At 33.4% G+C, this 26,570-nt stretch carries 19 protein-coding genes; 11 read left to right on the top strand and 8 right to left on the bottom strand.

The features are described from left to right. Window positions 1-67 precede the first annotated feature (67 nt). Entirely contained in the window at window positions 68-1,798 is a 1,731-nt protein-coding gene (gene ggt / locus ABRY23_02710) for a gamma-glutamyltransferase (protein MFA3781961.1), read from the top strand. A gap of 186 nt (window positions 1,799-1,984) precedes the next feature. Continuing rightward, a complete protein-coding gene (locus ABRY23_02705; protein MFA3781960.1) occupies window positions 1,985-4,744 on the top strand; it encodes a TonB-dependent receptor domain-containing protein in 2,760 nt (919 codons plus the stop codon). 300 nt (window positions 4,745-5,044) lie between these two features. Here the strand turns inward: ABRY23_02705 and ABRY23_02700 are convergent, their stop codons facing one another. The 7 genes from ABRY23_02700 to floA all read right to left on the bottom strand — a co-directional run bounded on the left by ABRY23_02700 (window position 5,045) and on the right by floA (window position 11,856). Continuing rightward, a complete protein-coding gene (locus tag ABRY23_02700) occupies window positions 5,045-5,866 on the bottom strand; it encodes a purine-nucleoside phosphorylase (protein MFA3781959.1) in 822 nt (273 codons plus the stop codon). Then, entirely contained in the window at window positions 5,866-7,218 is a 1,353-nt protein-coding gene (locus tag ABRY23_02695) for a NupC/NupG family nucleoside CNT transporter (GenBank protein ID MFA3781958.1), read from the bottom strand. The genes ABRY23_02700 and ABRY23_02695 overlap by 1 nt, the downstream gene beginning before the upstream one ends. A 2-nt stretch (window positions 7,219-7,220) precedes the next feature. Continuing rightward, window positions 7,221-7,805 carry a thymidine kinase gene (locus ABRY23_02690; GenBank protein ID MFA3781957.1) on the bottom strand — a complete coding sequence of 195 codons (585 nt, stop codon included), beginning with the start codon at window positions 7,803-7,805 and terminating at the stop codon, window positions 7,221-7,223. Next, window positions 7,798-8,202: a cytidine deaminase gene (gene cdd / locus ABRY23_02685; protein ID MFA3781956.1), complete on the bottom strand. Its 405-nt coding sequence runs from the start codon at window positions 8,200-8,202 to the stop codon at window positions 7,798-7,800. Before cdd ends, ABRY23_02690 begins: the two co-directional genes overlap by 8 nt. A 144-nt stretch (window positions 8,203-8,346) precedes the next feature. Then, window positions 8,347-10,347, bottom strand: a complete 2,001-nt coding sequence (locus ABRY23_02680; protein MFA3781955.1) for an ATP-dependent helicase — start codon at window positions 10,345-10,347, stop codon at window positions 8,347-8,349. Next, entirely contained in the window at window positions 10,326-10,868 is a 543-nt protein-coding gene (locus ABRY23_02675; protein MFA3781954.1) for a hypothetical protein, read from the bottom strand. Before ABRY23_02675 ends, ABRY23_02680 begins: the two co-directional genes overlap by 22 nt. Further along, window positions 10,861-11,856 carry a flotillin-like protein FloA gene (gene floA, locus ABRY23_02670; protein MFA3781953.1) on the bottom strand — a complete coding sequence of 332 codons (996 nt, stop codon included), beginning with the start codon at window positions 11,854-11,856 and terminating at the stop codon, window positions 10,861-10,863. Before floA ends, ABRY23_02675 begins: the two co-directional genes overlap by 8 nt. Window positions 11,857-12,194: 338 nt before the next feature. On the opposite strand from floA, the gene ABRY23_02665 reads away from it, so the two are divergent. From ABRY23_02665 to ABRY23_02630, 8 genes are all read left to right on the top strand, one after another. Continuing rightward, on the top strand, window positions 12,195-14,699 hold the full coding sequence (locus ABRY23_02665; protein ID MFA3781952.1) for an ATP-dependent Clp protease ATP-binding subunit: 2,505 nt from the start codon (window positions 12,195-12,197) through the stop codon (window positions 14,697-14,699). A gap of 18 nt (window positions 14,700-14,717) precedes the next feature. Continuing rightward, a complete protein-coding gene (locus ABRY23_02660) occupies window positions 14,718-14,996 on the top strand; it encodes a 4a-hydroxytetrahydrobiopterin dehydratase (protein MFA3781951.1) in 279 nt (92 codons plus the stop codon). 2 nt (window positions 14,997-14,998) lie between these two features. Continuing rightward, a complete protein-coding gene (gene pyrE, locus ABRY23_02655; GenBank protein ID MFA3781950.1) occupies window positions 14,999-15,574 on the top strand; it encodes an orotate phosphoribosyltransferase in 576 nt (191 codons plus the stop codon). Between the two features lie 26 nt (window positions 15,575-15,600). Then, complete coding sequence (locus ABRY23_02650; protein ID MFA3781949.1) at window positions 15,601-16,866, top strand: M64 family metallopeptidase; 1,266 nt, start codon at window positions 15,601-15,603, stop codon at window positions 16,864-16,866. A 14-nt stretch (window positions 16,867-16,880) separates the two neighbouring features. Next, window positions 16,881-18,116, top strand: a complete 1,236-nt coding sequence (locus tag ABRY23_02645) for a PP2C family protein-serine/threonine phosphatase (protein MFA3781948.1) — start codon at window positions 16,881-16,883, stop codon at window positions 18,114-18,116. Window position 18,117: 1 nt separating this feature from the next. Then, complete coding sequence (locus ABRY23_02640) at window positions 18,118-19,446, top strand: 4Fe-4S dicluster domain-containing protein (GenBank protein ID MFA3781947.1); 1,329 nt, start codon at window positions 18,118-18,120, stop codon at window positions 19,444-19,446. Between the two features lie 194 nt (window positions 19,447-19,640). Next, a complete protein-coding gene (locus tag ABRY23_02635) occupies window positions 19,641-20,192 on the top strand; it encodes a BMC domain-containing protein (GenBank protein MFA3781946.1) in 552 nt (183 codons plus the stop codon). Window positions 20,193-20,728: 536 nt separating this feature from the next. After that, window positions 20,729-21,505, top strand: a complete 777-nt coding sequence (locus tag ABRY23_02630) for an SDR family NAD(P)-dependent oxidoreductase (GenBank protein ID MFA3781945.1) — start codon at window positions 20,729-20,731, stop codon at window positions 21,503-21,505. Between the two features lie 66 nt (window positions 21,506-21,571). Here ABRY23_02630 and ABRY23_02625 read toward each other — a convergent pair whose 3' ends face one another. Beyond that, a complete protein-coding gene (locus ABRY23_02625) occupies window positions 21,572-25,495 on the bottom strand; it encodes an AAA family ATPase (GenBank protein ID MFA3781944.1) in 3,924 nt (1,307 codons plus the stop codon). A 402-nt stretch (window positions 25,496-25,897) separates the two neighbouring features. Here ABRY23_02625 and ABRY23_02620 point away from each other — a divergent pair, with 402 nt between their 5' ends. After that, entirely contained in the window at window positions 25,898-26,542 is a 645-nt protein-coding gene (locus ABRY23_02620) for a head GIN domain-containing protein (GenBank protein ID MFA3781943.1), read from the top strand. Window positions 26,543-26,570: the final 28 nt, after the last annotated feature.

The following is a 26,570-nucleotide window of genomic DNA, read 5'->3' as shown; positions in this document are numbered from 1 at the left end:
TTATTGACAAAAGCCATTTCAGATAATATATTGGTCACTAAATTTTACCTAATCGGATTTAGTGTCCATGAACCATTTCAATATTACACATCACAGCTCTTTTAAAAAAATATTGCTGTTTTTTTTAATTAGCAATTGTTTCATAATTGCTCAATCATCGCAATTAATAAGAAGTAAACATGGTATGGTTGTTAGTGCCAGCGAGTTAGCCAGCAAAGTCGGCACTAAAATAATGGAAGAAGGCGGCAATGCAATTGATGCTGCAGTGGCGACTGGTTTTGCATTAGCTGTTACTTACCCTTTCGCTGGGAACTTAGGAGGCGGTGGTTACATGGTCATTCATTTAAGTAATGGAAAAAATACTGCTATTGATTATCGAGAAAAAGCGCCTCTTTCGGCTTATAAAGATATGTATTTGGTAAACGGTGAATATGTTCCATCGTTAAGTAGAGAAGGTGCAACCTCTGTTGCGGTGCCAGGCAGTGTTGCAGGACTAATTTATGCGCTGAATAAGTATGGAACTATGCCTCTTGCTAAAGTAATTCAGCCTGCAATCGACTTAGCAAAAGATGGATGGATTTTAGATTATAGAACTGCAGATTCTTTTAAAAGTTTTTTAGATGAGTTTAAGAAATATCCTTCATCAGTTAAAATCTTTTCTAAAAATGGAAAACCGTATGAGACAGGAGAAATATTTAAACAAGAAGACTTAGCAAATACTTTAGAAATGATAAAAAAATACGGCATAGATGGCTTTTATAAAGGCAAAGTTGCTAATCTTCTTATAAAGCAAATTAAGTCTCTTGGCGGTTATATAACTCAAGAGGATCTTGAAAAATACAAAGTTATTGAAAAGCCAGTAGTTGAAGGAACTTATAGGGGATACAAAATAATTTCAATGCCGCCTTCGAGTTCTGGTGGAATCGCCCTTATAGAACTCCTCAACATTTTAGAAAATTATAACTTTTCTAAAGATGACTGGGGAAGCAGCATATATATACATCGTTTAGTTGAAGCTATGAAGTACACTTATGCTGATAGAACTTACTTACTTGGCGATGAAGATTTTTATAAAGTGCCTAAAAAAGGATTAATATCCAAAGAATATGCAAAAAGCATATTTGAAAAAATAGAAGCAAGAAAAAATCAAGCTGTACCATCATCTCAAATTTCTCATGGTAATCCAGAAAAATTTATAGAAAGCAATGAGACTACTCATTATTCAGTTTATGACCAATTTGGAAATGCTGTTAGTGTTACTACAACAATAAATTCAGCTTACGGTTCTAAAATTGTTGTAGATGGAGCTGGCTTTTTGTTAAACAATGAAATGGATGATTTTAGTGCTAAACCTGGTGAATATAATCAATTTGGATTGTTAGGTACTGAAGGCAATTCTATCCAACCAGAAAAAAGACCACTTAGTTCAATGACACCCACCATAGTGCTAAAAAATGACAAACCGTTTATAATTATTGGTTCACCAGGTGGTTCAAGAATTATTACAACAGTACTTCAAGTAATTTTAAATTGTATTGATTTTGGAATGAACATAGCAGAGGCAATCAGCGCACCTCGCATTCATCATCAATGGATGCCAGATGAAATTTATTATGAAAGGTTATCGTTGTCTAAAGATGTTAAAGAAAATCTGAAAAAAATGGGTTACAAATTTCAAGAAGCAGAGCAGAAGTTTACAATTTTAGGATTGGCAGAAGGAATAATGATCGACCAGGAAAATGGATTTATTTACGGCGCTTCTGATGCTCGTGGCAGCGGTGCAGCTGTTGGTTTTTAGTACAGTTCATATCTAAAAGTAATTTTAGCTTTTTAATAATTTGAACAAAATGGGCAGAAATTTCTTCTTTATCCTTTGACGAAGAATAAGTTAAACTCAATTAATAGTGAGTACCAATAAAAAATAAAAGGTGTAAAAAACAAAAGAGCACCATTGAATTTCTATTATAACTAAAATGGAGGATTTATGCATTATTATCAAAAACCGCTTAACAATTATGTTTATTTATGGGGGATATTCTTTTTTTTGATAGTCTTCAACTCACTATCCTTTTCGCAAAACGGAATTATAAAGGGGGTAATTAAGGATGCAAAGACAGGGGAAAATTTAGTAGGCGCCAATATCATTGTGATAGGTACAAACATTGGTACAACTGCAAATATCAACGGCGAATATATTTTAAGAGTACCTACAGGCCATCGTGTAATTCAAGTGAGTTTCATAGGTTATAAAACGGTAAGGAAAGAATTTGATATTAAATCAAGTGAGACAATAAGTCAAGATTTTTTGCTTCAAAACGATATTATCGGCACGCAAGAAGTTGTTGTTGTTGGTACAAGAACACAAGACAGGACTGTTGTCAATTCGCCAGTGCCAATAGATATTATTACAGCTAAAGAAATTGAGCAATCCGGGTTTTCATTAACAACAGATTTGTTGAAATCATTAGTTCCATCTTATAATGCACCACAAACAAGTATAGTAGATGGTTCCGATCATGTTCGTCCTGCTACGTTAAGAGGGCTGAATCCGGATCAAGTACTTGTTCTAATAAATGGCAAGAGAAGATATACAAGCGCGCTTGTAAATGTGAATGGTACAATTGGTCGTGGTTCTTCAGGAACGGATTTAAATGCTATACCAGCTTCAGCAATTGAAAGAATAGAAGTTTTACGAGATGGTGCATCGGCTCAATATGGCTCAGATGCAATTGCTGGTGTAATTAATATTATACTTAAATCTAAAAAAGGTTTTGATGTGTCTACTTCGTATGGCGAGTATCTAACAGGTTATACAAGAGGATATTCAGAATCAGAAGGTAATTTACCCGGAGAAAATGCTTCCACATATTCATGGGACGGGAAAACAGAAAAAGTAAATATTCAAGATGGGATTTCTAAAAATGTACACTTAGGTTATGGTTTTGATGTTAACGGTGGTGTTGTTTATCTAAGCGGAGACTATCGCAAACATAATTTTACAAATAGATCTGGCATAGACTATAGACAACAATATTTTACAATTAATGGTCAACCAGACCCACGCGAAGCAACTTTTGGAAGGTTAAATCACAGATTTGGTGATGCTGATTTAGAAGACATTGGTGTGTTTCTTAATAGTTCTATTCCAATTTCTGAGGGTACTGAATTCTATTCTTTTGGCGGTTACAGTTTTAGGAAAGGTTCAGCTGGCGGATTTTATCGCCGTTCTTTAGATGATAGAAATGTTCGTGCAATTTATCCGGATGGATTTTTACCAATGATTGATACAAAAATTTACGATGGCTCATTTGCTGCGGGCATCAAAGGAACTTTGGGGGATTTAATTTATGATGCAGCAGAAGTGTTTGGAGGTAACTCTTTTAATTTCTATGTGGATAATTCATTGAACGCATCGTATGGAGCTCAAAGTCCCACCTCGTTTTTTGCAGGGGCATTAAAATTTTACCAATCAACAACAACAATTGATTTTTCAAAGCAGATTGATATTGGGACTGAAAATCCATTGAATATTGCGGCTGGATTAGAATTTAGGTGGGAAAATTATCAAATCGCTGCTGGTGAACCAAAATCTTACTTAGATGGTGGTGTACCAATTCTTGATGGACCGAATGCTGGAAAGCCGGCTCCTGTAGGTTCACAGGTTTTCCCTGGCTTTGCTCCAAGCAACGAACAAAATCAAAGTCGAACCAATGTTGGAGTGTATTTAGACTTAGAAAATCAAATTAATGCACAATTATCTCTTGGTGCAGCGGCTCGTTTTGAAAATTACAGCGATTTTGGTTCGACTTTGACAGGTAAGTTTGACGCACGTTATGAATTCATTCCTAATCTCGCGCTTAGAGGTGCAATTAGTACTGGCTTTAGAGCACCATCTTTATCCCAAGAATATTTTTCATCTATTGCTACGACTTTTATAGGCGGTGTTCCATTTGAACTGGGCACTTTCCCTGTTAGCTCTGCAGTTGCAAAGGCATTAGGTGCAAAAGATTTAACCGCTGAAAAATCTGTAAATATTAGTGGAGGGTTAACTTTTTCCGATAATAACCTGGCAATTACAATCGACGTTTACGAAATTAATTTAAAAGATAGAATAGTATTAACAGAAAATTTTACGGGTTCGGGAATAGCTAATTTCTTGCAATCTAAAGGAGTAAATGCTACGGGTGGTCGCTTTTTTACCAATGCCCTGGATACAAAGACTAAAGGACTTGATATAACAGCAAAATACGGATTGCTGCTGGGTGATGGTACATTAAGATTTATGGCTTCGCTTAATTTTAATAAGACTGACATTACAAACAAGGACAAAATTCAAACTCCTGCTCAGCTTCAAAGTATAACTACAATACCTTTGCTGGGCAGGGTAGAGCAAGGAAGATTTGAACGTGGTCAGCCTTTAAGTTCATGGAATTTTCAAGCTAATTATTCAATCTACAATTTTTCTTTTATGGCAAGATTACAGAGATATGGACAAGTAACATCATTTAATAACGATCCAACAAGGGACCAAACTTTTTCTCCAATTTGGTTGGTTGATGCTGAAGCTTCTTACAAGATAATAAAAGAACTAACCATTGCTATTGGTGCTAATAATCTATTTGATGTGTATCCAGATAAGGTAATTAAGATAAACAGCTTTAATGGTATCTTACCATTCACTAGTATGTTGCCGTCTGGATTTAATGGGAGGTATGTTTATTCTCGGTTAAGCTTTAGTATCTGATTACTGTGAAAGAATTATTCATAGTGAAATTTGTATTGGGGCTGTCTAAAGATTCGATTAGAAATAATCGAAACGGGAGCAGCCCTTTATTGATTTTGCAGATAAATAATTTTTAAGAAATAAGGCAATAAACCACATTAATTGCAGTTTTAAGATGTCAAGCAACGACTTGAAAGAATAGAGTTTAGTTACGATAATATTATTCTATATTTCACTAAAACATAACTTATACGTTTTGATGATTTGTTTTTTAGAGTTTTGTTATGTGGATTTTGTAAGATAATATTCTAAAAGTAGTTACTAAAGTAATTCAATAGTTTTTTTAACTAATTTCTCAAATTTATTTTTTACTTTATCAGCAGTATCAATTACTTCTTGGTGATTGAGTTTTTTATTAGATAAGCCAGCAGCATAATTTGTTATACAAGAGACAGAGGCAACCTTCATCCCTAATTTTGCTCCGTAAATTGCTTCGTGAGCTGTTGACATTCCTACAGCATCTCCATGAAATAGTGAAATCATTTTTATTTCGGCGGGTGTTTCATAACTAGGTCCTTTGGTATACCAGTAATTGCCTTCTTTTAAATTTATTTTTTCTTCAATTGCTGCTTGCTTTATAACAGAATTAAATTCCTCAGAAGGAAAATCTAAGAATCTATTTTTCTCTTTAATAGTAATCACACCTATTGTATTAGCCAGTTCCTTTTTAATATTGATAGCATTGAAGGAAACATTAAGCATTAAATCGCCTGGTACGAGATTTTTGTTTATTCCACCAGCGGCGTTAGTTAATAACAAATAATAACAACCAAGCTTTGAGGCTATATGTACAGGCAAAAAAACATCAGAAAGAGTGTAACCCTCATAAAAATGGATTCTTCCTTGGAAAAGGAGAAGTTTTTTTTGAGCATGTTTAGCAAAATGAATATAACCTTTATGACCTTCAATTGTTGATTGAGGATAATTGGGTAATTCTTTTGATGATATTGAATTAACTAACTTTATTTTATTTATAAAGTCACCTAAACCACTGCCAAGTATAATACACAATTCAGGTGCAAAAGGAATATGTTTTTGTAAAGCCTGAATAAGTTGTTCGTATTTCTCATTTAGATCTACCATTAGAACAAAATACCAGCTAAAGTTGCTGTCATAAGTGTTGCTAAAGAACCACCGATAACGGCTCTAATACCAAGTTTGGCTAAATCACCTCTCCGTTCTGGAGCCATAGGAGCAATACCACCAATTTGAATTGCAATGGAACTAAAATTAGCAAAACCACAAAGAGCATAGGTAGCCATCAAAATTGCTTTGGGATCACTAAGTGTTTTCATTTCAATTAATTTACTCATATCCAAATAAGCAACAAATTCGTTAAGAACCACTTTTGTTCCCAATAAACTTCCAAATTGATAGGCGCTGTGCCATGGCACTCCAATTCCGTAGGCAAGGAACTGTAAAATTGACCCAAAAATAAATTGCATATTTAATGGTTGTCCAAAATGATTTTTAAGGTATTCGTTAACATTAAGTATATCACCAAGACCATTTAACAAATAATTAAATAAGGCTATTAACGCTATAAAAGCTATTAACATAGCTCCAACATTTAAAGCTAAAAAAAGGCCATCGCTTGCACCAGCGGCTGCAGCCTCAATTACGTTACTGGCATTTTTTTCTATTTTTACTTTCACTGTTCCTTTTGTTTCTGGTTCGCTTGTTTCCGGGTACATAATTTTCGAAATTACTAATGAAGCCGGAGCAGCCATAACACTTGCGCCAAGCAAGTGCGTGGCAAATAACAGTTGAGCTTGTTGTACAGGAATTTTCATTGAATCAGCAAATGCTTGTCCCAAGATTTGAATATATGCAGCCATAACTCCACCTGCAATAGTAGCCATTCCACCAACCATTATAGTTAATAATTCGCTATTTGTCATTCCTTTAATAAATGGTTTAATCATCAATGGTGCTTCTGTTTGTCCGACAAATATGTTTGCCGTATTTGATAATGATTCAGCGCCGCTTGTTCCCATCACTTTAGCCATTACCCAAGCCATGGCTTGAACTACTTTTTGCATAATTCCCAAATAATAGAGCACCGACATCAAACAAGCGAAAAAAATGATTGTAGGAAGGACTTGGAAAGCAAAGAAAACGCCCATGCTTTCTGGATTTCCTGAACCAAGTGCTAAATTACCAAAGACAAACTTTGCACCTTCCGTTGTAAAATTTAACAGCAACACAAAGAAACTACTGAAGAACTTAAAAATATCTTTTGGCCAGCCTAATGGAGCAAAAAAATTTCTGAGCTCATCGCCCTTAAGTATTAAAATAGCAAAAATTACCTGCAAGCCAATCCCGCTAATTACCAGTCGCCAATTTATCTTTTTCTTATTGTTAGAGATTAAAAAAGCTATGCCTATAATTACTGCAATTCCTATAATACCACGTATAAGAGAGTCAATTTTCATAGCTATTCCGATTGATTTTCTGATATATAATGACATTTTCTGCAGCGGGCTTCATAACTATCTGCTGCACCAACAAGTACTCTTTCTTTTGAAACGACTTTTCTTTGTGTTTTATCAGCAGGGTTTCCGCATACAACACATATTGCAAGTGTTTTTGTAATGTATTCTGCAATAGCAAGAATTTGCGGCATTGGTTCAAACGGTACGCCGCGATAATCTTGGTCTAACCCAGCAACAATTACTCTTTTACCTAAGTCAGCAAGTTTATTGCAGACATCAACAAGTTCAAGTGAAAAAAATTGAGCTTCGTCTATTCCAACAACTTGAGCGTCTTTTGATAATTCTAAAATCTCATTAGCATTTTCTACTAAAATTGAGGGGAGAGATTGTTCATTGTGAGATACAATTTCTGTAGATGAATAACGAGTATCAATCTTGGGTTTGAAAATCATTACTTTTTGTCTGGCAATTTTAGCTCTTCTAAGTCTTCTAATTAATTCTTCGGTTTTTCCGCTGAACATGCAGCCTGCAATAACTTCAATCCAGCCAGTATCTTTTGGCATAGAATGGAGAAAAAAATCAGTCATTCTTTAAATGCTCCTCACCGAATGAAAAAGGGATTAGTTCACTTAATTTTATTTTTTTTATTTTTTGATTATGATTAATCATTACAACCTCAAGTTCTTTTCCACAAAGTTCAAGTAAAACTTGTCTACAGGCTCCACATGGCGGCAAGAAGTCCTTTGCATCGCTTGCTATTGCAATTGCCGAAAATTCTCTTTCGCCTTCGATTATTGCGCTAAAAGCAGCAGTACGTTCAGCACATATTGTTAAACCGTAAGAAGAATTTTCAATATTAGCGCCGTGAAAAATTTTGCCATCTTTTGTTAAAAGTGCAGCTCCAACATGAAAATTTGAATATTTTGGCAGCCCTTTTGATTTTGCCTTTATGGCTTCTTCTGCGAGTTTTTTGTAGTTGTTCATTTAAAATAACATTTGTTTTGGCAAAGATATAGGATTGGTTTTAAAAAATAAAATGCCACTAAAAATTATATCATGAATGTATCTGAAAAATTCTTTCATTTGAATATATTTCATAAAATTAACGGCGAACGAAAAATTACAACTTCAGTATTGTTCCTCTAAAAGCCAAATCTCGGCTTTATTTTCTTCTATATTTTCAATAAATCGCGAGGGTTTTGCAAGTGTTACCCCACTTAACCTGTCAAAAATTTGCATAGGATAAGAGACGTATAAATTTTGTTTGGCCCTAGTTACAGCAACGTACATCAAACGTCTCTCTTCTTCCAATTGCTCATAATTTCCAAAAGAAAAACTTGATGGGAAAAAGCCATCTATTGCATTTAATATAAAAACAGTATGCCACTCTAATCCTTTTGCTGAGTGAATTGTTGAAAGTGTTAAATATTCTTTTTCTTTATCTCCAGGTTCTACATCTATTACAGTATCCTGAGGTGGTTCTAATGCCATATCAGTTAAAAAACTTTCTATGCTTTTATAATGTTCTGCAATAGTTAGGATCATATCTAAATCTTTTTTTCTTTTGTTGTAATCATCGTATTTGTTTTTAAATAATGGTTCATAATAAACTAAAATTGCTTCTAATTTATCTACGGGTGATTGGTTTTTTGTATGAATTTGAAAAAGAAGCTCAAACAATCTGTAAATATGTTCATTATACTTTGAAGAGACATTTTTTTCGGGATGGGAAGTAATATTAAGTTTTCCTTCTGAGATTTCGTTCATAATTTGTTGTGCTTTCCTGGGTCCAATTCCTTCATGCAAAAGAAGAATTCTGTACCAACTTACAAAATCAATTGGGTTATGAGAAATACGTAAAAACGCAAGTATATCTTTAACGTGAGCAGCTTCAATAAATTTCATTCCTCCAAATTTTATGTAGGGTATGTTCGCTTTGTTCAATTCAATTTCTAAGTCGAATGAAGAAAACGATGAACGAAACAGTACAGCTATCTCATTTAATGGAATACCCTCTTCGCGCAGCTCTAAAATGCGTTCAACAATAAATCTCGATTGCATATTTTCATTCGCTGCACGTATTATTGCTGGTAAACTACCGCCATACTTTTTGGTAAATAAGTGTTTAGGGAATTTTTCAATCGCTTGGTCTATTATATGGTTTGCAAAGTCCAGTATTTCTTGTGTACTTCTATAATTTTCTTCTAAAGTAATAATCTTAACATTTTCAAATAAATTAGGAAAATCAATTATGTTTTTAAAATTAGCTCCTCTAAATGAATAAATTGATTGTGAATCGTCTCCAACAACCATAACGTTTTTATTTACTTGTGCTAATGCCCTAATAATATCTGCTTGGAGTTTATTTGTGTCTTGATATTCATCCACCATTGTGAATTTTATAGTTGATAAAAGACTTTTAGCTGCAGGACTTAATTCATTTAGAAATTTTAACAGGAAGATTAATAAGTCATCGTAATCAAGGAGGTTATTTTTGCGTTTATAAGCAGTGTAGATTTTTTGTATTTCTATAAATTTATCTAAATATTCACTAAAGTGTGGATATTCATTTATCAAAATATCTTCTATAGACTTTTCTGTGTTAACACTTAAGCTAAATACTTTAAAAAGAGTTTCTTTGTTTGGGAATCTTTTTTTTAATTCTCCAAGTTTAAGTTGACCACGAATAAGGTTAATTACATCCTCGCTGTCGCCTTGATCCAGAATAGTAAAATTGTTATCAAGCTGTACGAATTTTGCATATTTTCTTAGAGTAATATTTGCAAACGAGTGGAAAGTACCGCCATTAATTTTAGAACAGCGGTTATCCAGCAGCAACGACGCTCTATCCATCATTTCTTTTGCCGCTTTACGAGTAAAAGTAAGCAGTAGAATTGATTGTGGTTCGTAGCCCATCTCTACTAAACGAGCTACACGATACACCAAAGTTCTTGTCTTTCCGCTGCCTGCACCGGCTATTACAAGGTAAATTCCCTCGTTTGCACAAACTGCTTCGTATTGGGCTGGGTTTAGTTGCTGTTGATAGTTTATTGTAAATTTTGGTTCGGCGGTTGGTTTATGATTTGTGCCTAATTTTTGGGTTCTGCTTAATATATATTTTTTTGCCATCGATTACGAAGTGCCATTGGTTTGTTTAGAATTTCAGTAATAATAAAAAAATCTTTGATAAAATTTCTATCTAATAGTTTTTCTCTTATTCTTACAGCAAGCTCTTTTTCAAAAATACTATATTCGTATGCAGTTTGTAAATCCCTTTTTGTGCCAGTAATATCTACCTTGAGAGAAGGGAAATGATTTTCAATAATCGCCTCATTTCTTTCTAAAGATGGTAAATTATCGTAGTCAACTTCGTTTATTTCTTTATGAAATTCTGGTTCAGAGATTTTATCTTCAAATTCTTTGGAGGGATCCCATGTAATTGATTTTTCTTTATCGATTGTAAGCTTTTTTTCTAATAATTTATCAAAATCAATTTTATAAGAATTTTCATGCCTATTGTCATAAGCTTTCTCGCTTGCAGTTGGATATTGATTTTTTTCAGTATGTTCTTGTTTTTTCTTCTTATTTAACGAGCTGAGAAGACTAATGATAAAGAACAAAGCTATTAGATATTCTAATAAGTTATCCATTTTTGTCCTTCTCTTTCTTCTCGGTTGGTTTAGCAATAGATGCTCTCATATCTGTATCAGCCTGAATATTCTTCAGATTGTAATAATCCATTACACCTAAATTACCATTTCTAAAAGCTTCGGCAATAGCGCGAGGAATCTCAGCTTCAGCTTCAACAACCTTAGCTCTCATACGCGCAACTTCAGCATTCATTTCTTGTTCTAGCGCTACAGCAGCTGCTCGTCTTTCTTCAGCTTTTGCACGTGCTACCTTTAAATCTGCTTCAGCTTGGTCAGCCTGTAAAATTGCACCTATATTTGTACCAACATCAACATCAGCTATATCAATCGACAATATCTCAAATGCAGTACCGGCATCTAAACCCTTTGAAAGAACAACTTTTGAGATATTATCTGGATTTTCTAAAACTTCTTTATGAGACTTGCTTGAACCGATTGTTGAAACAATTCCTTCTCCAACTCGTGCAAGTATTGTAGCTTCAGTTGCACCGCCGACCAATCTTTCAAGATTTGCACGAACAGTTATTCTTGCAATTGCTTTTAGTTGTATACCATCTTTTGCCACGGCTGCTACCATAGGTGTCTCAATAACTTTTGGGAGGACAGACATTTTAACTGCCTCTAAAACGTCTCTACCAGCTAAATCAATAGCTGCAGCCTTTTGGAACTGTAAGTCAAGATTCGCTTTATTAGCAGAAATTAAAGCATTTACTACTTTTGTTACATTCCCACCGGCAAGGTAATGGGCTTCTAATAAACCAGATTCCAAATGAATATCAGCTTTTGCAGCTGAAATCATATTCCTAACGATAACTTGCGGAGAAACTTTTCGTAATCTCATTCCTATTAAGTCCCTAAAAATCCGCATCTTTACACCGGAAAAATACGCAGTGATATATAAACCTATCGGTACAAAATAGAAGAAAATAATTAGCAGAAAAATTACGACTACAATAACGACAACTGATAGCCCTGTTAAAGCTTCCATATTCCCTCTTGATTAAACATATTTATAAAAATCAATTTACCAATAAAAAAAATATAATCCAATTTTTACTTAACCTTCTACTTAAGCCTATCGAATTAAAAGTAATAGGGAACATGTGAAATAACTGCTGGTTAAATAATCTTGTAAAATGTGTTTTTCTAAAATACATGAGGGTAAAATTGACTTTGTTGAAAGAATCATTTCTTTTTAGAGTTAAAATAAGAGTCGTTATTGATAACCTTGATTAGAGAAGCTTGGTTGTTTATATTTAGTAGAGCTTTTAACAGAGCTTAGATTATTACAAGCTAATTTTGAAAAATATTAGAAGGTAGGAAATTATGGATGGAAATTTTTCAGAACGCGTACAAGAGGTAATTCGATTAAGCAGAGAAGAGGCCTTACGTTTAGGTCACGATTACATAGGCACCGAGCACCTTTTGTTAGGTATTATTAGAGAAGGACAAGGTGTCGCTGTAAAAATCTTGAGAAATCTTGATGTTGATTTAATAAAGCTAAAAAAAGCCATCGAGGATACAGTAAGAACCTCTGGTGGAACACTAACAATTGGCAATATACCACTAACCAAGCAAGCCGAGAAAGTTCTAAAAATTACTCAGGTTGAATCGAAGATTTATAAATCAGATGTTATTGGTACTGAACATATTCTTTTGTCTTTGTTAAGGGATGAAGATAATATTGCTACACAAATCCTTCATCAATTTAATGTAACTTACGATTCTGCAAGAGCTGAGTTAAATAATATATTAAGCAGTAAAGAACCAAGTAAAACTCAAGCTGCAAGCTTCTCTGCAGCAAGAAAGGTTGAAAAAACAAAAACACCTGTACTAGACAATTTTGGTCGAGACTTAACTAAACTTGCACTTGAAGATAAACTCGACCCTGTAATTGGTCGCGAAAAAGAAATAGAAAGGGTAGCGCAAGTATTAAGTAGAAGAAAGAAAAATAACCCTGTGTTAATTGGAGAACCTGGTGTAGGTAAGACAGCAATTGCTGAAGGTCTTGCGCTCAGAATAGTTCAAAGAAAAGTACCAAGAATTCTTCAAGAAAAAAGAGTAGTTACATTAGATTTAGCTGGGTTAGTTGCTGGTACAAAATACAGAGGTCAATTTGAAGAAAGAATGAAAGCTTTAATGAACGAATTAGAGAAAGCAGATGATGTAATTTTATTTATCGATGAACTACATACAATTGTTGGTGCTGGCGGAGCTTCCGGTTCACTTGATGCTTCTAATATGTTTAAACCTGCACTGGCTCGAGGAGATATTCAGTGCATAGGTGCTACAACTTTAGATGAATATAGAAAATATATTGAGACCGATGGTGCTTTAGATCGCCGTTTTCAAAAAGTTATGATTGACCCGCCATCTGCTGAAGAAACAATTAAAATCTTGGAGAACATCAAGTTCAAGTATGAAGAGCATCATCACGTGAGGTATACAAAAGAAGCTATTGAAGCTGCAGTTAGATTGAGTGAAAGATACATTACAGATAGGCATTTGCCGGATAAAGCAATTGATGTTATTGACGAAGCTGGCTCTCGTGTCCATATGGGCCATTTCACTGTCTCTGAAGAAATAATTAAACTCGAAGAAGAAATAGAAAAAATTAAACAGAAAAAAATTCAAGTGGTTAAACAACAAGATTATGAAGAAGCTGCTCGTTTAAGAGATACCGAACGACAACTTCAGTCAGATCTGGAAATTGCTAAACGAGAATGGGAAGAAAAAAATAAAAATGTGGTTTATGATGTTACTGAAGATGACATCGGCACTGTAGTTTCAATGATGACTGGTATTCCAGTAACTCGCGTTGTTCAAGCTGAATCAGAAAAGCTGCTTAAAATGGAAGAGGCATTAAAAGAAAGAATTGTAGGACAAGACGAAGCAGTAACAAAGCTTTCTAAAGCCATACGAAGAACCCGAGCTGGATTAAAACGCGCTAATAAGCCGATAGGAAGTTTTGTGTTTTTAGGTCCAACTGGTGTTGGTAAAACAGAATTAGCAAAAGAATTAGCTAGATACCTATTCGATACAGAGGATGCATTAATACGTATCGATATGAGTGAGTATATGGAAAAATTTGCAGTATCGAGGTTAGTTGGTGCACCTCCAGGATATGTCGGCTACGAAGAGGGCGGTCAACTCACCGAACGAGTTAGAAGAAAACCGTATTCTGTTGTTCTTTTTGATGAGATTGAAAAAGCTCATCCAGATGTGTTTAATATTTTATTACAAGTATTAGACGATGGAGTATTAACCGATAGTTTAGGCAGAAAGGTTGATTTTAAAAACACTATAATAATTATGACTTCTAATATTGGCACCAAAGATATTAAGTCCACTGGTGGTTTTGGTTTTGGCGGAGAAAGTGAAACTGACCACTACACTCATCTAAAAAACACTGTCGAAGATGCAATGAGAAAACTGTTTAACCCAGAATTTCTTAATCGAATCGATGAAACTATTGTATTTAGAAGTCTTGATAGGGAAGATATAAAGCGCATTATTGCAATTGAAATGAGAGACCTCGTCAAGAATGTAAGTGATAACAAAATGGCAATTGAACTAAGTAAATCTGCCATTGAGTTTTTATCGGATAAGGGATTTGATCCTAAATTTGGCGCAAGGCCATTGAAAAGAGCAATTCAAAAATATGTTGAAGACCCTCTTGCTGAAGAATTATTATTAGGTCATTTTAAAGAGGGTGACAAAATTATTGTTAAACATAAAAAAAATACAGATGAACTTTACTTCGTTGCCGGTAAGTCTGACGATATAGAAGAAAAAGAAGAGAAAACTACCGAGGGTAGTAAAGAAAATTAATATTATTTGGAGTGAAACTTGAAAGTCCTATCCGAAAAAGAGCTTAAAGAAAAATTAAAACTACTGAACGGATGGGATTATTTTAACGGTTCACTCCAAAAAGAATTTACTAAAATTAATTTTGTTGATGCACTTACTTTTATCTTAAAAATTGGTTTTGAAGCAGAAAAATTAGACCATCACCCAGATTTACAACTACATTCATGGAATAAAGTAAAAGTAATTTTATCCACCCACAGTGCAGGTGGCGTTACAGAAAATGATTTCAAACTTGCCGAGATTATTGAAAAAATTTAACTATGGACAATAATTATATCCTTAATATTTTTCTAAAAACAAATGCCCTATTAAATGGGCATTTTTTGTTAACCTCGGGCAGACATAGCAATCAGTATTTTCAATGTGCGCTTGTTTTGCAATACCCCCATTACAACGAAATCATCTGTAAATTAATTGCTGATTTTTTTAAAAAATACGAAGTTGATACAGTTATTTCACCAGCAATTGGCGGAATTTGTGTGGGACAAGAAGTTGCACGACAGTTAAATAAGAGATTCATTTTCGCTGAAAGAGAAAACAACAAAATGACTTTAAGAAGGGGATTCCAGATATTTCCAAACGAAAAAATTCTTATTTGCGAAGATGTTGTTACTACAGGAGGTTCTGTGTTCGAGGTTATGGATATTATCAAAGAAAACAAGGCAATAACAGTAGGTATTGGCATGATAGTAGACCGAAGTAATAATAAGGTTAAATTTGGCGTGCCGCAATTTAGCACATTACAATTGGATGTAGTTTCTTATCTGCCTGATGAATGTCCTTTATGCAAAAGTAACATTCCACTTGTAAAACCAGGCTCTAGAGGACAAAAATAATTTTTCGAATAACACACGAGACAAAAATGAAAAGGCTTTTTATTGTATTTTTATTTGCAACTTCCGTTTATGCTCAGATTGAATTCAATAAGTACTTTTTACCAAAAACTTTACGCCTCGATTACTATCATAACGGCGATAAAAATACAGAGGTAGTTTCTTTCGATAAACTTATTGAAGAACCTTACTGGGGCGGCTCTTATAAAAACTTAGTCGATACACTAAAATATGGCAATTATTATTTGCATGTATATGATGATTCTACTGGAACTGAAATTTACTCTCGAGGCTTTTCAGATTTATTTCAAGAATGGCAAACTACTGAAGAAGCTAAACATGTTTTTAGGTCTATGCAAGGCTCAGTTGTAATGCCATTCCCTAAAAATAAAATACGAATTCAAATTGATAGAAGAAATCGTAAAAATATTTTTGAAAAAAAATTTGAATATACTGTTGACCCGAAAAGTTATTTTATAATAAAAGAACAAAAGGTAAAATATCCTTCTTTTAGAGTATTGTATTCTGGACTATCTGAAAAAAAACTTGACATAGTTATAGTTCCAGAAGGTTATACTAAAGAAGAAATGAGCAAATTCAAAGAGGATTGTAAAAAATTTGTTGGATACTTATTCTCTTATTCACCTTTTAAAGAATTCAAAAACAAATTTAACATTTGGGGAATTGAAGCTCCTTCAATTGAAGATGGAACAGATATACCTGGAGAAAATGTTTGGAAAAATACTCTTCTAAATTCACATTTTTATACTTTTGGTAGCGAGCGTTATTTAATGACGACAGATTATTTTCTTGTGAGAGATGTTGCTTCTAATGCACCATACGACCAAATATTTATTTTAGTGAATACATCAAAATACGGGGGAGGAGCAGTCTATAATTATTATACTCTCTCGGCTATTGATAACAGACTTTCCAAGCAAATTATAGTACATGAATTTGGTCATGGTTTAGCTGGACTAGCAGACGAATACGGAAATGATAATACATACCAAGATATGTATCCAACCGATGTTGAACCTTGGGAACCCAATTTAACAACGTTGGTTAACTTTTCCTCTAAATGGGAAAAGTTAATTAAACCTGGCACCCCAATTCCCACACCACCCACAGAAAAATACAAAAATACTATTGGCGTTTTTGAGGGAGGCGGTTATGTGGAAAAAGGTGTTTATAGACCAACACTAAACAGTATAATGAATTCATTTTCTTCTAATGAATTCAATGAAGTGTGTAAATTAGCCATCATAAAAATTATTGATTTTTATACAAATTGATTTTTTATTGAATTATGGACCAAAAAAGATTATACAGAACTATTGAAACGGCTGCATCAAAAAATTTTGTTAACGAAAAAGAACTGCTGTCTGAAGTAGTAAAACAAATTGTTGAAAGTGATTTAATAAATGTTACAGGTGGAAGAGTTTGGAAATTGGACCCTGTTAATAAACAATACAAACTATTGTTCCAAACCGGAAAAGTTGCAAAGATACCTGAGAATTACACATTAAATGTAAACGATTATCCTGTCCTATCAAGAATTACAAGCGAAAGGACAATATTAGCCGATGAAACCGATTCAACCTTAATTAGTAAAGGGATATTTCGATACTCAGCTTCTGGCGTTGGGCGAAAAATTAAAATTGATGGCAGTAAATATTATGAATACCTGCTTGCTGTTAATAGCCCAGTAATAGATGAAGACTTAAGATACACATTAAACATTGTTGCAACTGTCTTAACCTCAAAATTAAATGAAAGATTTTTGTCTCTTTCACAAAAAAAATTAATTTCTGATATAGATAAAGCAAAACAACTGCAGCGCAGCATTTTACCAGAGCATGAATATCATTTTAAAAGTTATGAAATATTTGGTGTCACTATACCAGCTGAAACAGTTGGAGGTGATTTTTACGACTATTTGAAAATAGGTGATGAAGACGATAGGCTTGGTATTGCAGTTGGCGATGCTGCGTCGAAAGGATTGGCAGCAGCTGCAGAAGCAATGTACATTTCCGGCGCTTTGAGAATGGCAACTACTTTTCAAATGAAAATTGCACCTATGATGAAAAGATTGAATCAATTAATCAATAAAATTTTTAGCGATGACCGCTTTACTTCTTTGTTTTATGGTGAGTTGTCAATAGATAAAAAGGGATTGTTCCTTTACGTCAATGCAGGCCATAACCCACCAATATTTTATAATAGGGAAAACGATTCTTTCACTTACTTGCAGCCAACTGGGCCATTAATTGGTCCAGTACCTAATTCAAGATTTGAAACTGACAGTATTAATTTTAGCAATGGTGATATTCTAGTTATATATACTGATGGAATAACAGAATCGGCTAATGAAAAATATGAAATGTACGAGACTAAGCGACTGGAAGAAATAATTAAGAAAACTGTTGACCTTTCTCCTAAAGAAATTGCCACTGCCATCTTAGATGACGTAATTAAATTTACAACAAATGAAAGTCGTTACCAAGATGATAAAACAGTAGTTGTTATAAAAAGAAAAGGTTGAGATGGAATTAGAAGAAAAAATATTTAACGCTGGAGTTGTTGGTGCCGGTGGTGCAGGTTTTCCTACTCACATAAAAGCAAAAAGTAAGGTAGAATATGTATGTGTAAATGGTGCTGAATGCGAACCACTTATTCATAAAGATTATGAGTTAATGATACATTTTGCACCAGAAATTATAAAAGGCGTTAACTTAATGCTTGAGAAAGTTAATGCTAAGAAAGCCTACTTTGGCATAAAAGCAAAAAATACTGAAGCTATCGAGTCAATAGAAAAAAATTACACTAACGGAAAAATTGAAACTACGTTATTGGGTGATTTTTATCCTTCGGGTGATGAATACGAACTGGTTTATGCTGCAACGAAAAGATTAATCCCTCCGCATGGACTTCCACTAGATGTTGGCTGTGTTGTTAATAATGTAGAGACATTTTATAACATTTCTAAAGCTGATGAAGGATTGCCTGTTACCGAAAAATTTATATGCGTAGCCGGTGCTGTTAACAATCCTTCGACTTTCTTTGTGCCAATTGGCACTTCAATACAAGAGGTTCTTGATTTTGCGGGTGGAGCAAGTGTTAAAAATTTTGGCATCTTTGTCAGCGGTATTTTAATGGGTAAACTAACGTTCGACTTATCTGAAGTGATTACAAAAACTACAGCTGGTATAATTGTTCTGCCCTCAGACCATTATCTCATTCAAAGAATGCAACGACCTATCCACGATATGAACAGAATAGGAAAATCGGCGTGTGACCAATGTAGTTATTGCACTGAGTTTTGCCCCAGATATTTATTAGGTTATGATGTTCAACCTCATAAAGTGATGCGCTCGCTTGTTTTTACAACTTCTGGTGAAGCAGTTTGGAATCAATATGCTGACCTCTGCTGTTCATGCGGCTTATGCACACTTTATGCTTGTCCAGAAGATTTATACCCTCGCGAGGCTTGCAATCAAGGAAAAGAATATATGAGAAAAGCTAATATCAAGTATGAACAGCCTAAGCCTGTTAAGGTACATCCTATGAAAGAAGGTAGACGAGTACCGTTAAAAATGCTGATGAAAAAACTAAATATTTTACAATATGATAAACATACGCCATTTAGAAAAGATAGACCTGAACCAAATAGCGTAAAAATATTAACTAAACAGCATACAGGTTCTCCATGCAATCCAATAGTTAAAAAGGGGGATCTTGTTAATAAGGGCGATTTAATAGCTGAAGTTGAAAATGGTAAATTAGGTGCAAAAATTCATGCTTCAATTTCCGGCACAATCTCACATGTTAATGATGAGTTTATTATTATTGATAAAGAGATTTCTAAAAAATAAATTATTTTTTATGGGAATCAACGACTTCCGATGAGAATTTACCATTTTGTGGAAATTCGCTACTCCACGAAGTAGTGCATTCGCATCGTGGGTGGTTGATGGATTCACGTTTTCACGGAAATGACATTGAGTATTCACTACTTCGTAGATTGAATTTTTCAGAAGTTTTATGATAAAATAAATAGGAATTAACCATGGAAATGAATTCATTAGGTCTAATTGAATTGACTAGTATTGCAGCAGGCATGCAAGCTTGTGATATTATGCTAAAAACCTCACAAGTCGAACTTATATTATCAAGAACAATTTGTTCAGGCAAATACATGGTCTTAATTGGAGGAGATGTAGCAGAAGTTCAGTCTGCTGTAGATAATGCCGTCAATCAAATAGATTTTGCCGTTATAGATACTTTTGTAATTCCTAATGTACATAAGGATATTTTTCCAGCTTTATCTGGTCATTCTAATATTAACTTACTTGAGGCACTTGGAATTATTGAGTCATTTTCAGTTGCTTCTTTAATTGAGGGCGCTGACGCTGCAGTCAAAGCAGCAAATGTTAAAATTATAGAAATTCGATTGGCAATGGCCTTAGGCGGAAAAGCATTTTGTACTTTGACTGGAGAAGTTGCCGCTGTTAGCAGCGCAGTAGAAGCTGGAGCTAAAGTAATTGCTGATAGAGGTCTTTTAGTAAATAAAATTGTTATTCCTCAACCTCGCCCTGAATTATTAAGTGAAATGATTTAACCCAAATTATCTAATAGTAGAACATGAAAAAAAATAACTGTATTCTTGTATATAAAAGAAAAGCAAAAATCAGATTCTCATGTTTCTAATGCATATATCGAGGAGATAACATTAACAACTAAATTTACTGTTATTGGTTCTATCTATTTTTTTCAATAAACTAAATAAGGTTTGGTTTCTTTTTTTCTTTGTTCATGTTACTAAGGTAGTAAAAAAAAGATAAGATATTTTGAGAATTCGCCATCCACGAAGTGGTGAATTCTCATAAGACAACAGAGTGAATTAACTTATTACCTTATTATTCAAAGCAACAGTTAAACTAAGGGATTTTTAATAGCAAACATAATCAGAGTAGAAAGAGTGAAGAAAAGTGTAGATAGAGTAAATAAAAAGATAGGTAGAAATAGAATACAGATAAATCAAAAGTTATGATGAACATAAAGTTTTCTAAGGGATAGGTTATGTTCAAGACTTTTAGTTGTTTCCTTTCTTTGCAGTAAAATATCTAAACTTATTTTTAACAATGAGGTGCACAATTGAAAAAATATAATGGCTGGGTTTTAGTTACAGGTGCTTCTTCTGGAATTGGCAGAGAATTCGCTATTAGATTTGCTAAAGAGGGTTATGATGTTATTATTTTAGCGCGTCGACTTGATCGCTTGACAAAACTTGCCCAAGAAATTCAAGCCAAATTTAATGTTAAGTGTTTGATAGCAAATGTTGATTTGGGCGAGATTAATTTTCTTGAAAAGCTATTAACAACAATAGGCGAAAGAGAAGTAGCTGTTTTAGTTAATAACGCAGGCTTTGGTTCGACAGGTGAATTTATTAGGTGTGATTCCCAAAGAGAAATTAATATGCTCAAGGTAAATTGTATTGCACCTTTAATTTTAACACATCACTTCGCTAAGAAAATGGCAGAAAAGAAAAATGGATTGATAATTTTTGTTGGGTCGGTGGTTGGCTACCAGCCTACACCTTTAATGTCAACTTACTCGGCAACAAAATCTTTTAATATTTTTTTAGGTAATGCACTTTGGTGGGAATTGAAAAAACATAGTGTAGACGTGTTGACTGTTAACCCAGGCGGCACAGAAACTGAATTCCAAAGAATTGCATCCTCCCCAATAGGTTTTAAACCAAGGAAACCATCTGATGTTGTAAATACTACTTTTAATGCTATCGGTAAAAAGTTTAATGTAGTAGATGGACTGTTGAATAAGTTTCAAACATCACTCACCAAATTAATCCCTAGAAGAATCTTGATAAATTTAATTGGGTTTATTTCTAGTTGGCTTTATAAAAGTATGTAAAAAATTTTTTCAATTGCTGTAGAATCTAAATCTTAGGAAAGTTAAAAGCTCTCAATAATTATGCAATTAGATGTGAGCTTTTATGTCAATAGATTGAACATCACTTAAAGTAATAGTAATTAAGTCCTCATCACTATAATTTTTCAGTTTGGATATTCTTTCTTCTTGATTGCTTACTGCTTGATAGAATAAATTTCTGGCTGTCCTAGCGTTACCAAAGGTTCTATCACGATAGAGATAAAGTTCGTTAAAAATATCCATGAAAGCTTGTAATGCACCCTCGTCAAGTTTGTAACCGTTTGTTTCTGCAATGTCAGCAGTTATACACAAAAGTTGTCGTGGAGTGTAATCTTCGAACAAAAATAAGTTTGGGAATCTTGATTTCAGGCCAGGATTAGATTCAATAAAGAATTTCATTTCGTCGGTATATCCAGCGATAATAACTGCCAATTGACCGTTATAGTCTTCAATTCTTTTTAATAGAGTATCAATAGCTTCTAGACCGTAATCATTTATTCCGCGAGCTAAGGTATAAGCTTCGTCAATAAAAAGAGTACCCCCAAGTGCTTGTTTAATTACTTGGTCAGTTTTTATTGCTGTTTGTCCTTGATAACCTGCCACTAAGTTTGATCTGTCTACTTCAATTAAGTGTCCTTTTTCCAGCAATCCAAGTTCTTTGAATATTTTACTCATTAGTCTTGCGACAGTAGTTTTGCCAGTACCAGGATTACCCATAAAAACGCAGTTTAGATTTTTTTCAATAATCTGAAGCCCTCGTTCTTTGCGCAGCTGAGTAACTTTAAGTCCACTTATTAATTTATAAATACCCTGTTTAACATTTTCTAAACCTATTAATTTATCTAATTCATCAATATATTCTTGTAATTTAAGAGGGTCACCTTTTACTTCATATTCTTTAGCTTGTTCTTTAAAGCTTATCGAATCTTTAATATCGTCGAGAGTTATAGTGGATATAATTTCTTCGGTGCGTTTATCCTTTGGCAGATCAGCAATTCTTAAAAACATTTTGTTTTTTAATGTTTCAAAGATATTTCTTACAATTCTTGCATTGCCAAACTTTTTATCTCTTGTTCTATAGATTTCGTTAAAATATTTATATAATTCGTTTTTGGCATCGTTGGTAATTTTCTTCTTTTCTTTTTCTAAATATCTATCAACAATTTCCATAAGTTCGTCTGGATTATAGTCGTCGAAAATAAAAGATTTGTTAAATCGAGATTTGATACCCGGATTGCTATTAACAAATTTTTCCATTTCATCGGTATAACCTGCAGCAATAACAAGAAATTTACCTCTATCATCCTCCATTCTTTTTAACAGTATATCAATTGCTTCTTTCCCGAAGTCACCTTCGGAACTTTCTTGTTTAATTAGTGAATAAGCTTCATCGATAAATAAAGTCCCGCCCAAGGCTTTATCAATTAATGCAGATGTTTTCTCTGCAGTTTGTCCCACGTAACCTGCTACTAAGCCACTTCTATCTGTTTCTATTAAATGCCCCTTACTTAAAATTCCTAAAGCAGAATAAATTTTGCTGAAAATTCTTGCAACAGTTGTTTTGCCTGTGCCTGGGTTGCCCAAAAATAAAATGTGTGAATTAAACTTTTCCTTTACATCTTCACCTTCATCCAAATAGTAACGTGCAAGTTTCACAACATCTTCTATTTCTTTTTTAATAGACTTTAGGCCAACCATTTTGTGCAGTTCGGTAAGAGCTTCTTCTAATGCTTCTTCATTAATTGGCAGTCGTACTTCTTTTGCTTTTTCTTTTTTAAGGCTATTTTTTACATCATCTAAAGTAAATGTAGTTAAAACTTCTTTGGTTCTTTCTGATGAGTTAAGGGCCAGGCATCGTTTACTTAAATTAATTTTACATTCTTCAAATAATTTTAAGGTAAGTCTTGCGTTTCCAAATGATTTATCCCTGTTGCGGTACAAAGAGATAAATTCTTTTTTAATTTCATCTTCTGCTTCTTTTGTTATTTTATAATCTTCACGAATTAATAATTTTTTAAAAATAGTAACAAGTTCATCTGGCGTGTAATCTTCAAAATGAAAAGTATAATTAAATCTTGATTTTAAGCCGGGATTAGAATTTAGGAAATCATTCATTTCTTCTGGGTAGCCAGCAACAATAACAGCAAAATCACCTTTATGGTCTTCCATTCTTTTAAGAAGAATATCAATTGCTTCTTGACCAAAATCCTGAGTACTGCCACCTTTTTTTACAAGTGTGTAAGCTTCATCAATAAATAGAACACCACCCATTGCATCGCTGATAACTTTCTCGGTTTTTTGGGCTGTTTCACCAATATATTGGCCAACTAGTGCTGCTCTGTCTACTTCTATAACTTGTCCTTTTGGAAGTATACCCATTGCAAACAATATTTGCCCAATTAACCTTGCTATTGTGGTTTTACCTGTACCTGGATTTCCTGTAAATACTGCATTTACAATTATTTTTTCATCAGATTTCAACCCATGTTTTCTCCTTTCTTTCTGAAATTCAAGTAAACTTATCATATCTCTGATAGCTCGCTTAATGCTATTTAATCCAACGTATTCATCAAGTTCATTCAACAATTCATTTAAGCTTTTTACTGGGATTTGCTTTTGATTTTGATTAGAAAATTCTTCTTTTTTCGAGATGATTTCTTTATTTGCCTCATGTTCTTTATAACTTGGTTCGTAAATGATGCTGTGACCAATTCCAAACCACTTTTCACATACCTTAAAGTTATTTACATAAACCTCTACTTTGCCTTGACCAACTTTCCAAATCTTTTTTTCTTCATCGCCGCAGTATTGAGCAAATATAACTGATTCCCAGTCTTTCTTAACATTAAGTCTAAACTCATTTCTATAAATTTCAAAATCGTTTAAGTACCAAACTGCAGCGCACGGAAAGTTTTTATCTGAAATATCGAAAAAAGGATTATTGAAAATAATTTCTGCCCCTATTGTTCTAATTTTATTGTCGAACTGCAAAACATATTCTCTCTCAGAAGAAATTTTTTCAATATCGGCATTAAAAACTTTTAACGAAAAAACATCTATAAATTTATTTGGATAAACTATGGAATCGGTTTTGAAGAGTTCTTTTTCGTGTGTGTAACTTTCTGTGTGTGCTGTTAATGTTTCATATTCACCAGTTCTTTTCAATTCCAACTCTGCATTATCGTATTCATGGCTGTCTGATGTTAATACTAGCAATCTGTTGTATATATAATTAAACTGCGGATTATCACTTAAATCCTTTTTCAATTCCATTGCTTTTTTAAGTGCGGGTTTATATTGAAACAAGTAGAACATAGATTTCAATTCGATTAACTCAACAGCAATTTTTTCTCTTCCAAGTCTTTCTTCCTCCAAAAGTTTTCTTGAGACATGCAAAGAGAACCAATATTCTTTTTTTTCTATTGCGTCTTCGCAATCTTTAATTAATTCAGAAATTACGCTGCTTGAAAGTTTAATTCGCGTTCTAAAGAGTTTTATAATTTTTCTTAGAAATTCTTTGGTGTAGGTGAGGTTTTCATTCTTGCCGTTATCAATTATAATTCCTAATTCAAGCGCTTTCGACGCATCTTCAAATTTTTTTAACCCTGCTAAAGCTCTTGCTTTGGTTACGTAAGTTTGTGCTAAGTAACTTTTTTGTTCTTCTATTGTTTTGTCTATGTCTGATAAAGCACCTTCGTAAATTGAAAGTCGTGTTAAAATGTATGCTCTAAAAAAACGGGAACGTAGACTGTTAGATTTTAAATCTACAGCTAAATTTGCATATTCCATTGCTTTTGCTGGATAGCCATTCTCTAAAAGCGCCCAAGCGTAACAAATTACTGCATCATCGTTTTGAGGCATATATTGGATAATTTCCTCTGCAATATTTAAGGCTATTCTATACCTGCCATTCATTAAATGGTTATAAGCCTCATCTAATTTAATATTTAATTCTTCTCTGGTTAATTCCACAGTTAAATCCCAATTTTTAATGCATTAGCTTAAGCGATAGATTTTCATTTTAATAAATTTGTTAAAAGATTTTTATTAAGTATAGATCAGATTTTGCTCAAGCTATTCAAACGTAATTGTAGTTAAATTGACATACTAAATAAATCCAAATTATTTTGTAAATAAAATAATAAGTTTATTGATAAAATATTAGCCGTCCATGTAAATTTGAGTAATTTATTTTATAACACGATTATCATCCTATGGGTATTCATCCAAATCTTTAACTCCTAAAGGGAGACAAAAAATTATAAAAAAATAACAGGCGAAAAAAACATTTAATGAAACTAACATTATATTATAAAAGCAAACATTTTTGGAATTTTACCGTCTAATGCTGAAAAATATGGGAGGAAAATTAAAATGAAAAAAACGTCACTATTTTTTTTAATGTTGATTGTAGTTATCACAGGCTGTGGTATTTGGGGAATAAGAGGGGAAGGCAATTTAATTGAAGAAAAAAGAGATATTACCTCATTCAATAAAATTAATGTTGCTGGCGCTTTTACCATAGATATTATTATTAAAGAAAAGCCAAGTTTATCTATTTCAGCTGAAGAAAATTTGCTAAGGTATATTAAAACAGAGGTAAAAAATGGCGTTCTTTATATTGATACCAGAAAAAATATATCACCTATAAGAAGTATAAAAATTTATATAACTACCCCGCAGCTGAATAAGATTATATCCTCAGGAGCAAATGCCATATTTGTTGAAGGGATTAATAATGAGAATTTAGATATTGATTTGAGTGGTGCTGGAGAGATAAAGTTAAAAGGGAAATCTCAAAATCTAAAATTAGATTTATCTGGTGTTGGTGAAGTTAATGCTCAACAATTAAACGCGGAAAGTGTTATTGTAAGAGTTAGTGGAGCTGCTAATGCTAAAGTTTATGCAAGTAAATACTTGAAAGCCTCTGTTTCTGGAGTAGGTTCTGTGGATTTTTATGGCAATCCAGAAAAAGTTGTTTCGGATGTTTCTGGAGTTGGCTCTATTCACAAGAGGTAACATTTTAAGTGAGCTCGTTGTGATAGAA

Source organism: Melioribacteraceae bacterium 4301-Me (assembly GCA_041538185.1).
Lineage (GTDB): Bacteria > Bacteroidota > Ignavibacteria > Ignavibacteriales > Melioribacteraceae > Pyranulibacter > Pyranulibacter aquaticus.
The sequence above is the reverse complement of the archived record's forward strand: the minus strand, read 5'-3'. Positions and strand labels throughout refer to the sequence as shown.

Bases quoted from the DNA above. Each gene is read 5' to 3' on its own strand.
- ggt (MFA3781961.1), top strand. From the start codon at position 68: ATGAACCATTTCAATATTACACATCACAGCTCTTTTAAAAAAATATTG.
- ABRY23_02620 (MFA3781943.1), top strand. From the start codon at position 25,898: ATGAAAAAAACGTCACTATTTTTTTTAATGTTGATTGTAGTTATCACA.
- ABRY23_02700 (MFA3781959.1), bottom strand. From the start codon at position 5,866: ATGGTAGATCTAAATGAGAAATACGAACAACTTATTCAGGCTTTACAA.
- ABRY23_02640 (MFA3781947.1), top strand. From the start codon at position 18,118: ATGGAATTAGAAGAAAAAATATTTAACGCTGGAGTTGTTGGTGCCGGT.
- ABRY23_02705 (MFA3781960.1), top strand. From the start codon at position 1,985: ATGCATTATTATCAAAAACCGCTTAACAATTATGTTTATTTATGGGGG.
- ABRY23_02650 (MFA3781949.1), top strand. From the start codon at position 15,601: ATGAAAAGGCTTTTTATTGTATTTTTATTTGCAACTTCCGTTTATGCT.
- ABRY23_02635 (MFA3781946.1), top strand. From the start codon at position 19,641: ATGGAAATGAATTCATTAGGTCTAATTGAATTGACTAGTATTGCAGCA.
- ABRY23_02695 (MFA3781958.1), bottom strand. From the start codon at position 7,218: ATGAAAATTGACTCTCTTATACGTGGTATTATAGGAATTGCAGTAATT.
- ABRY23_02645 (MFA3781948.1), top strand. From the start codon at position 16,881: ATGGACCAAAAAAGATTATACAGAACTATTGAAACGGCTGCATCAAAA.
- ABRY23_02680 (MFA3781955.1), bottom strand. From the start codon at position 10,347: ATGGCAAAAAAATATATATTAAGCAGAACCCAAAAATTAGGCACAAAT.
- ABRY23_02675 (MFA3781954.1), bottom strand. From the start codon at position 10,868: ATGGATAACTTATTAGAATATCTAATAGCTTTGTTCTTTATCATTAGT.
- pyrE (MFA3781950.1), top strand. From the start codon at position 14,999: ATGGACAATAATTATATCCTTAATATTTTTCTAAAAACAAATGCCCTA.
- floA (MFA3781953.1), bottom strand. From the start codon at position 11,856: ATGGAAGCTTTAACAGGGCTATCAGTTGTCGTTATTGTAGTCGTAATT.
- ABRY23_02665 (MFA3781952.1), top strand. From the start codon at position 12,195: ATGGATGGAAATTTTTCAGAACGCGTACAAGAGGTAATTCGATTAAGC.
- ABRY23_02690 (MFA3781957.1), bottom strand. From the start codon at position 7,805: ATGACTGATTTTTTTCTCCATTCTATGCCAAAAGATACTGGCTGGATT.
- cdd (MFA3781956.1), bottom strand. From the start codon at position 8,202: ATGAACAACTACAAAAAACTCGCAGAAGAAGCCATAAAGGCAAAATCA.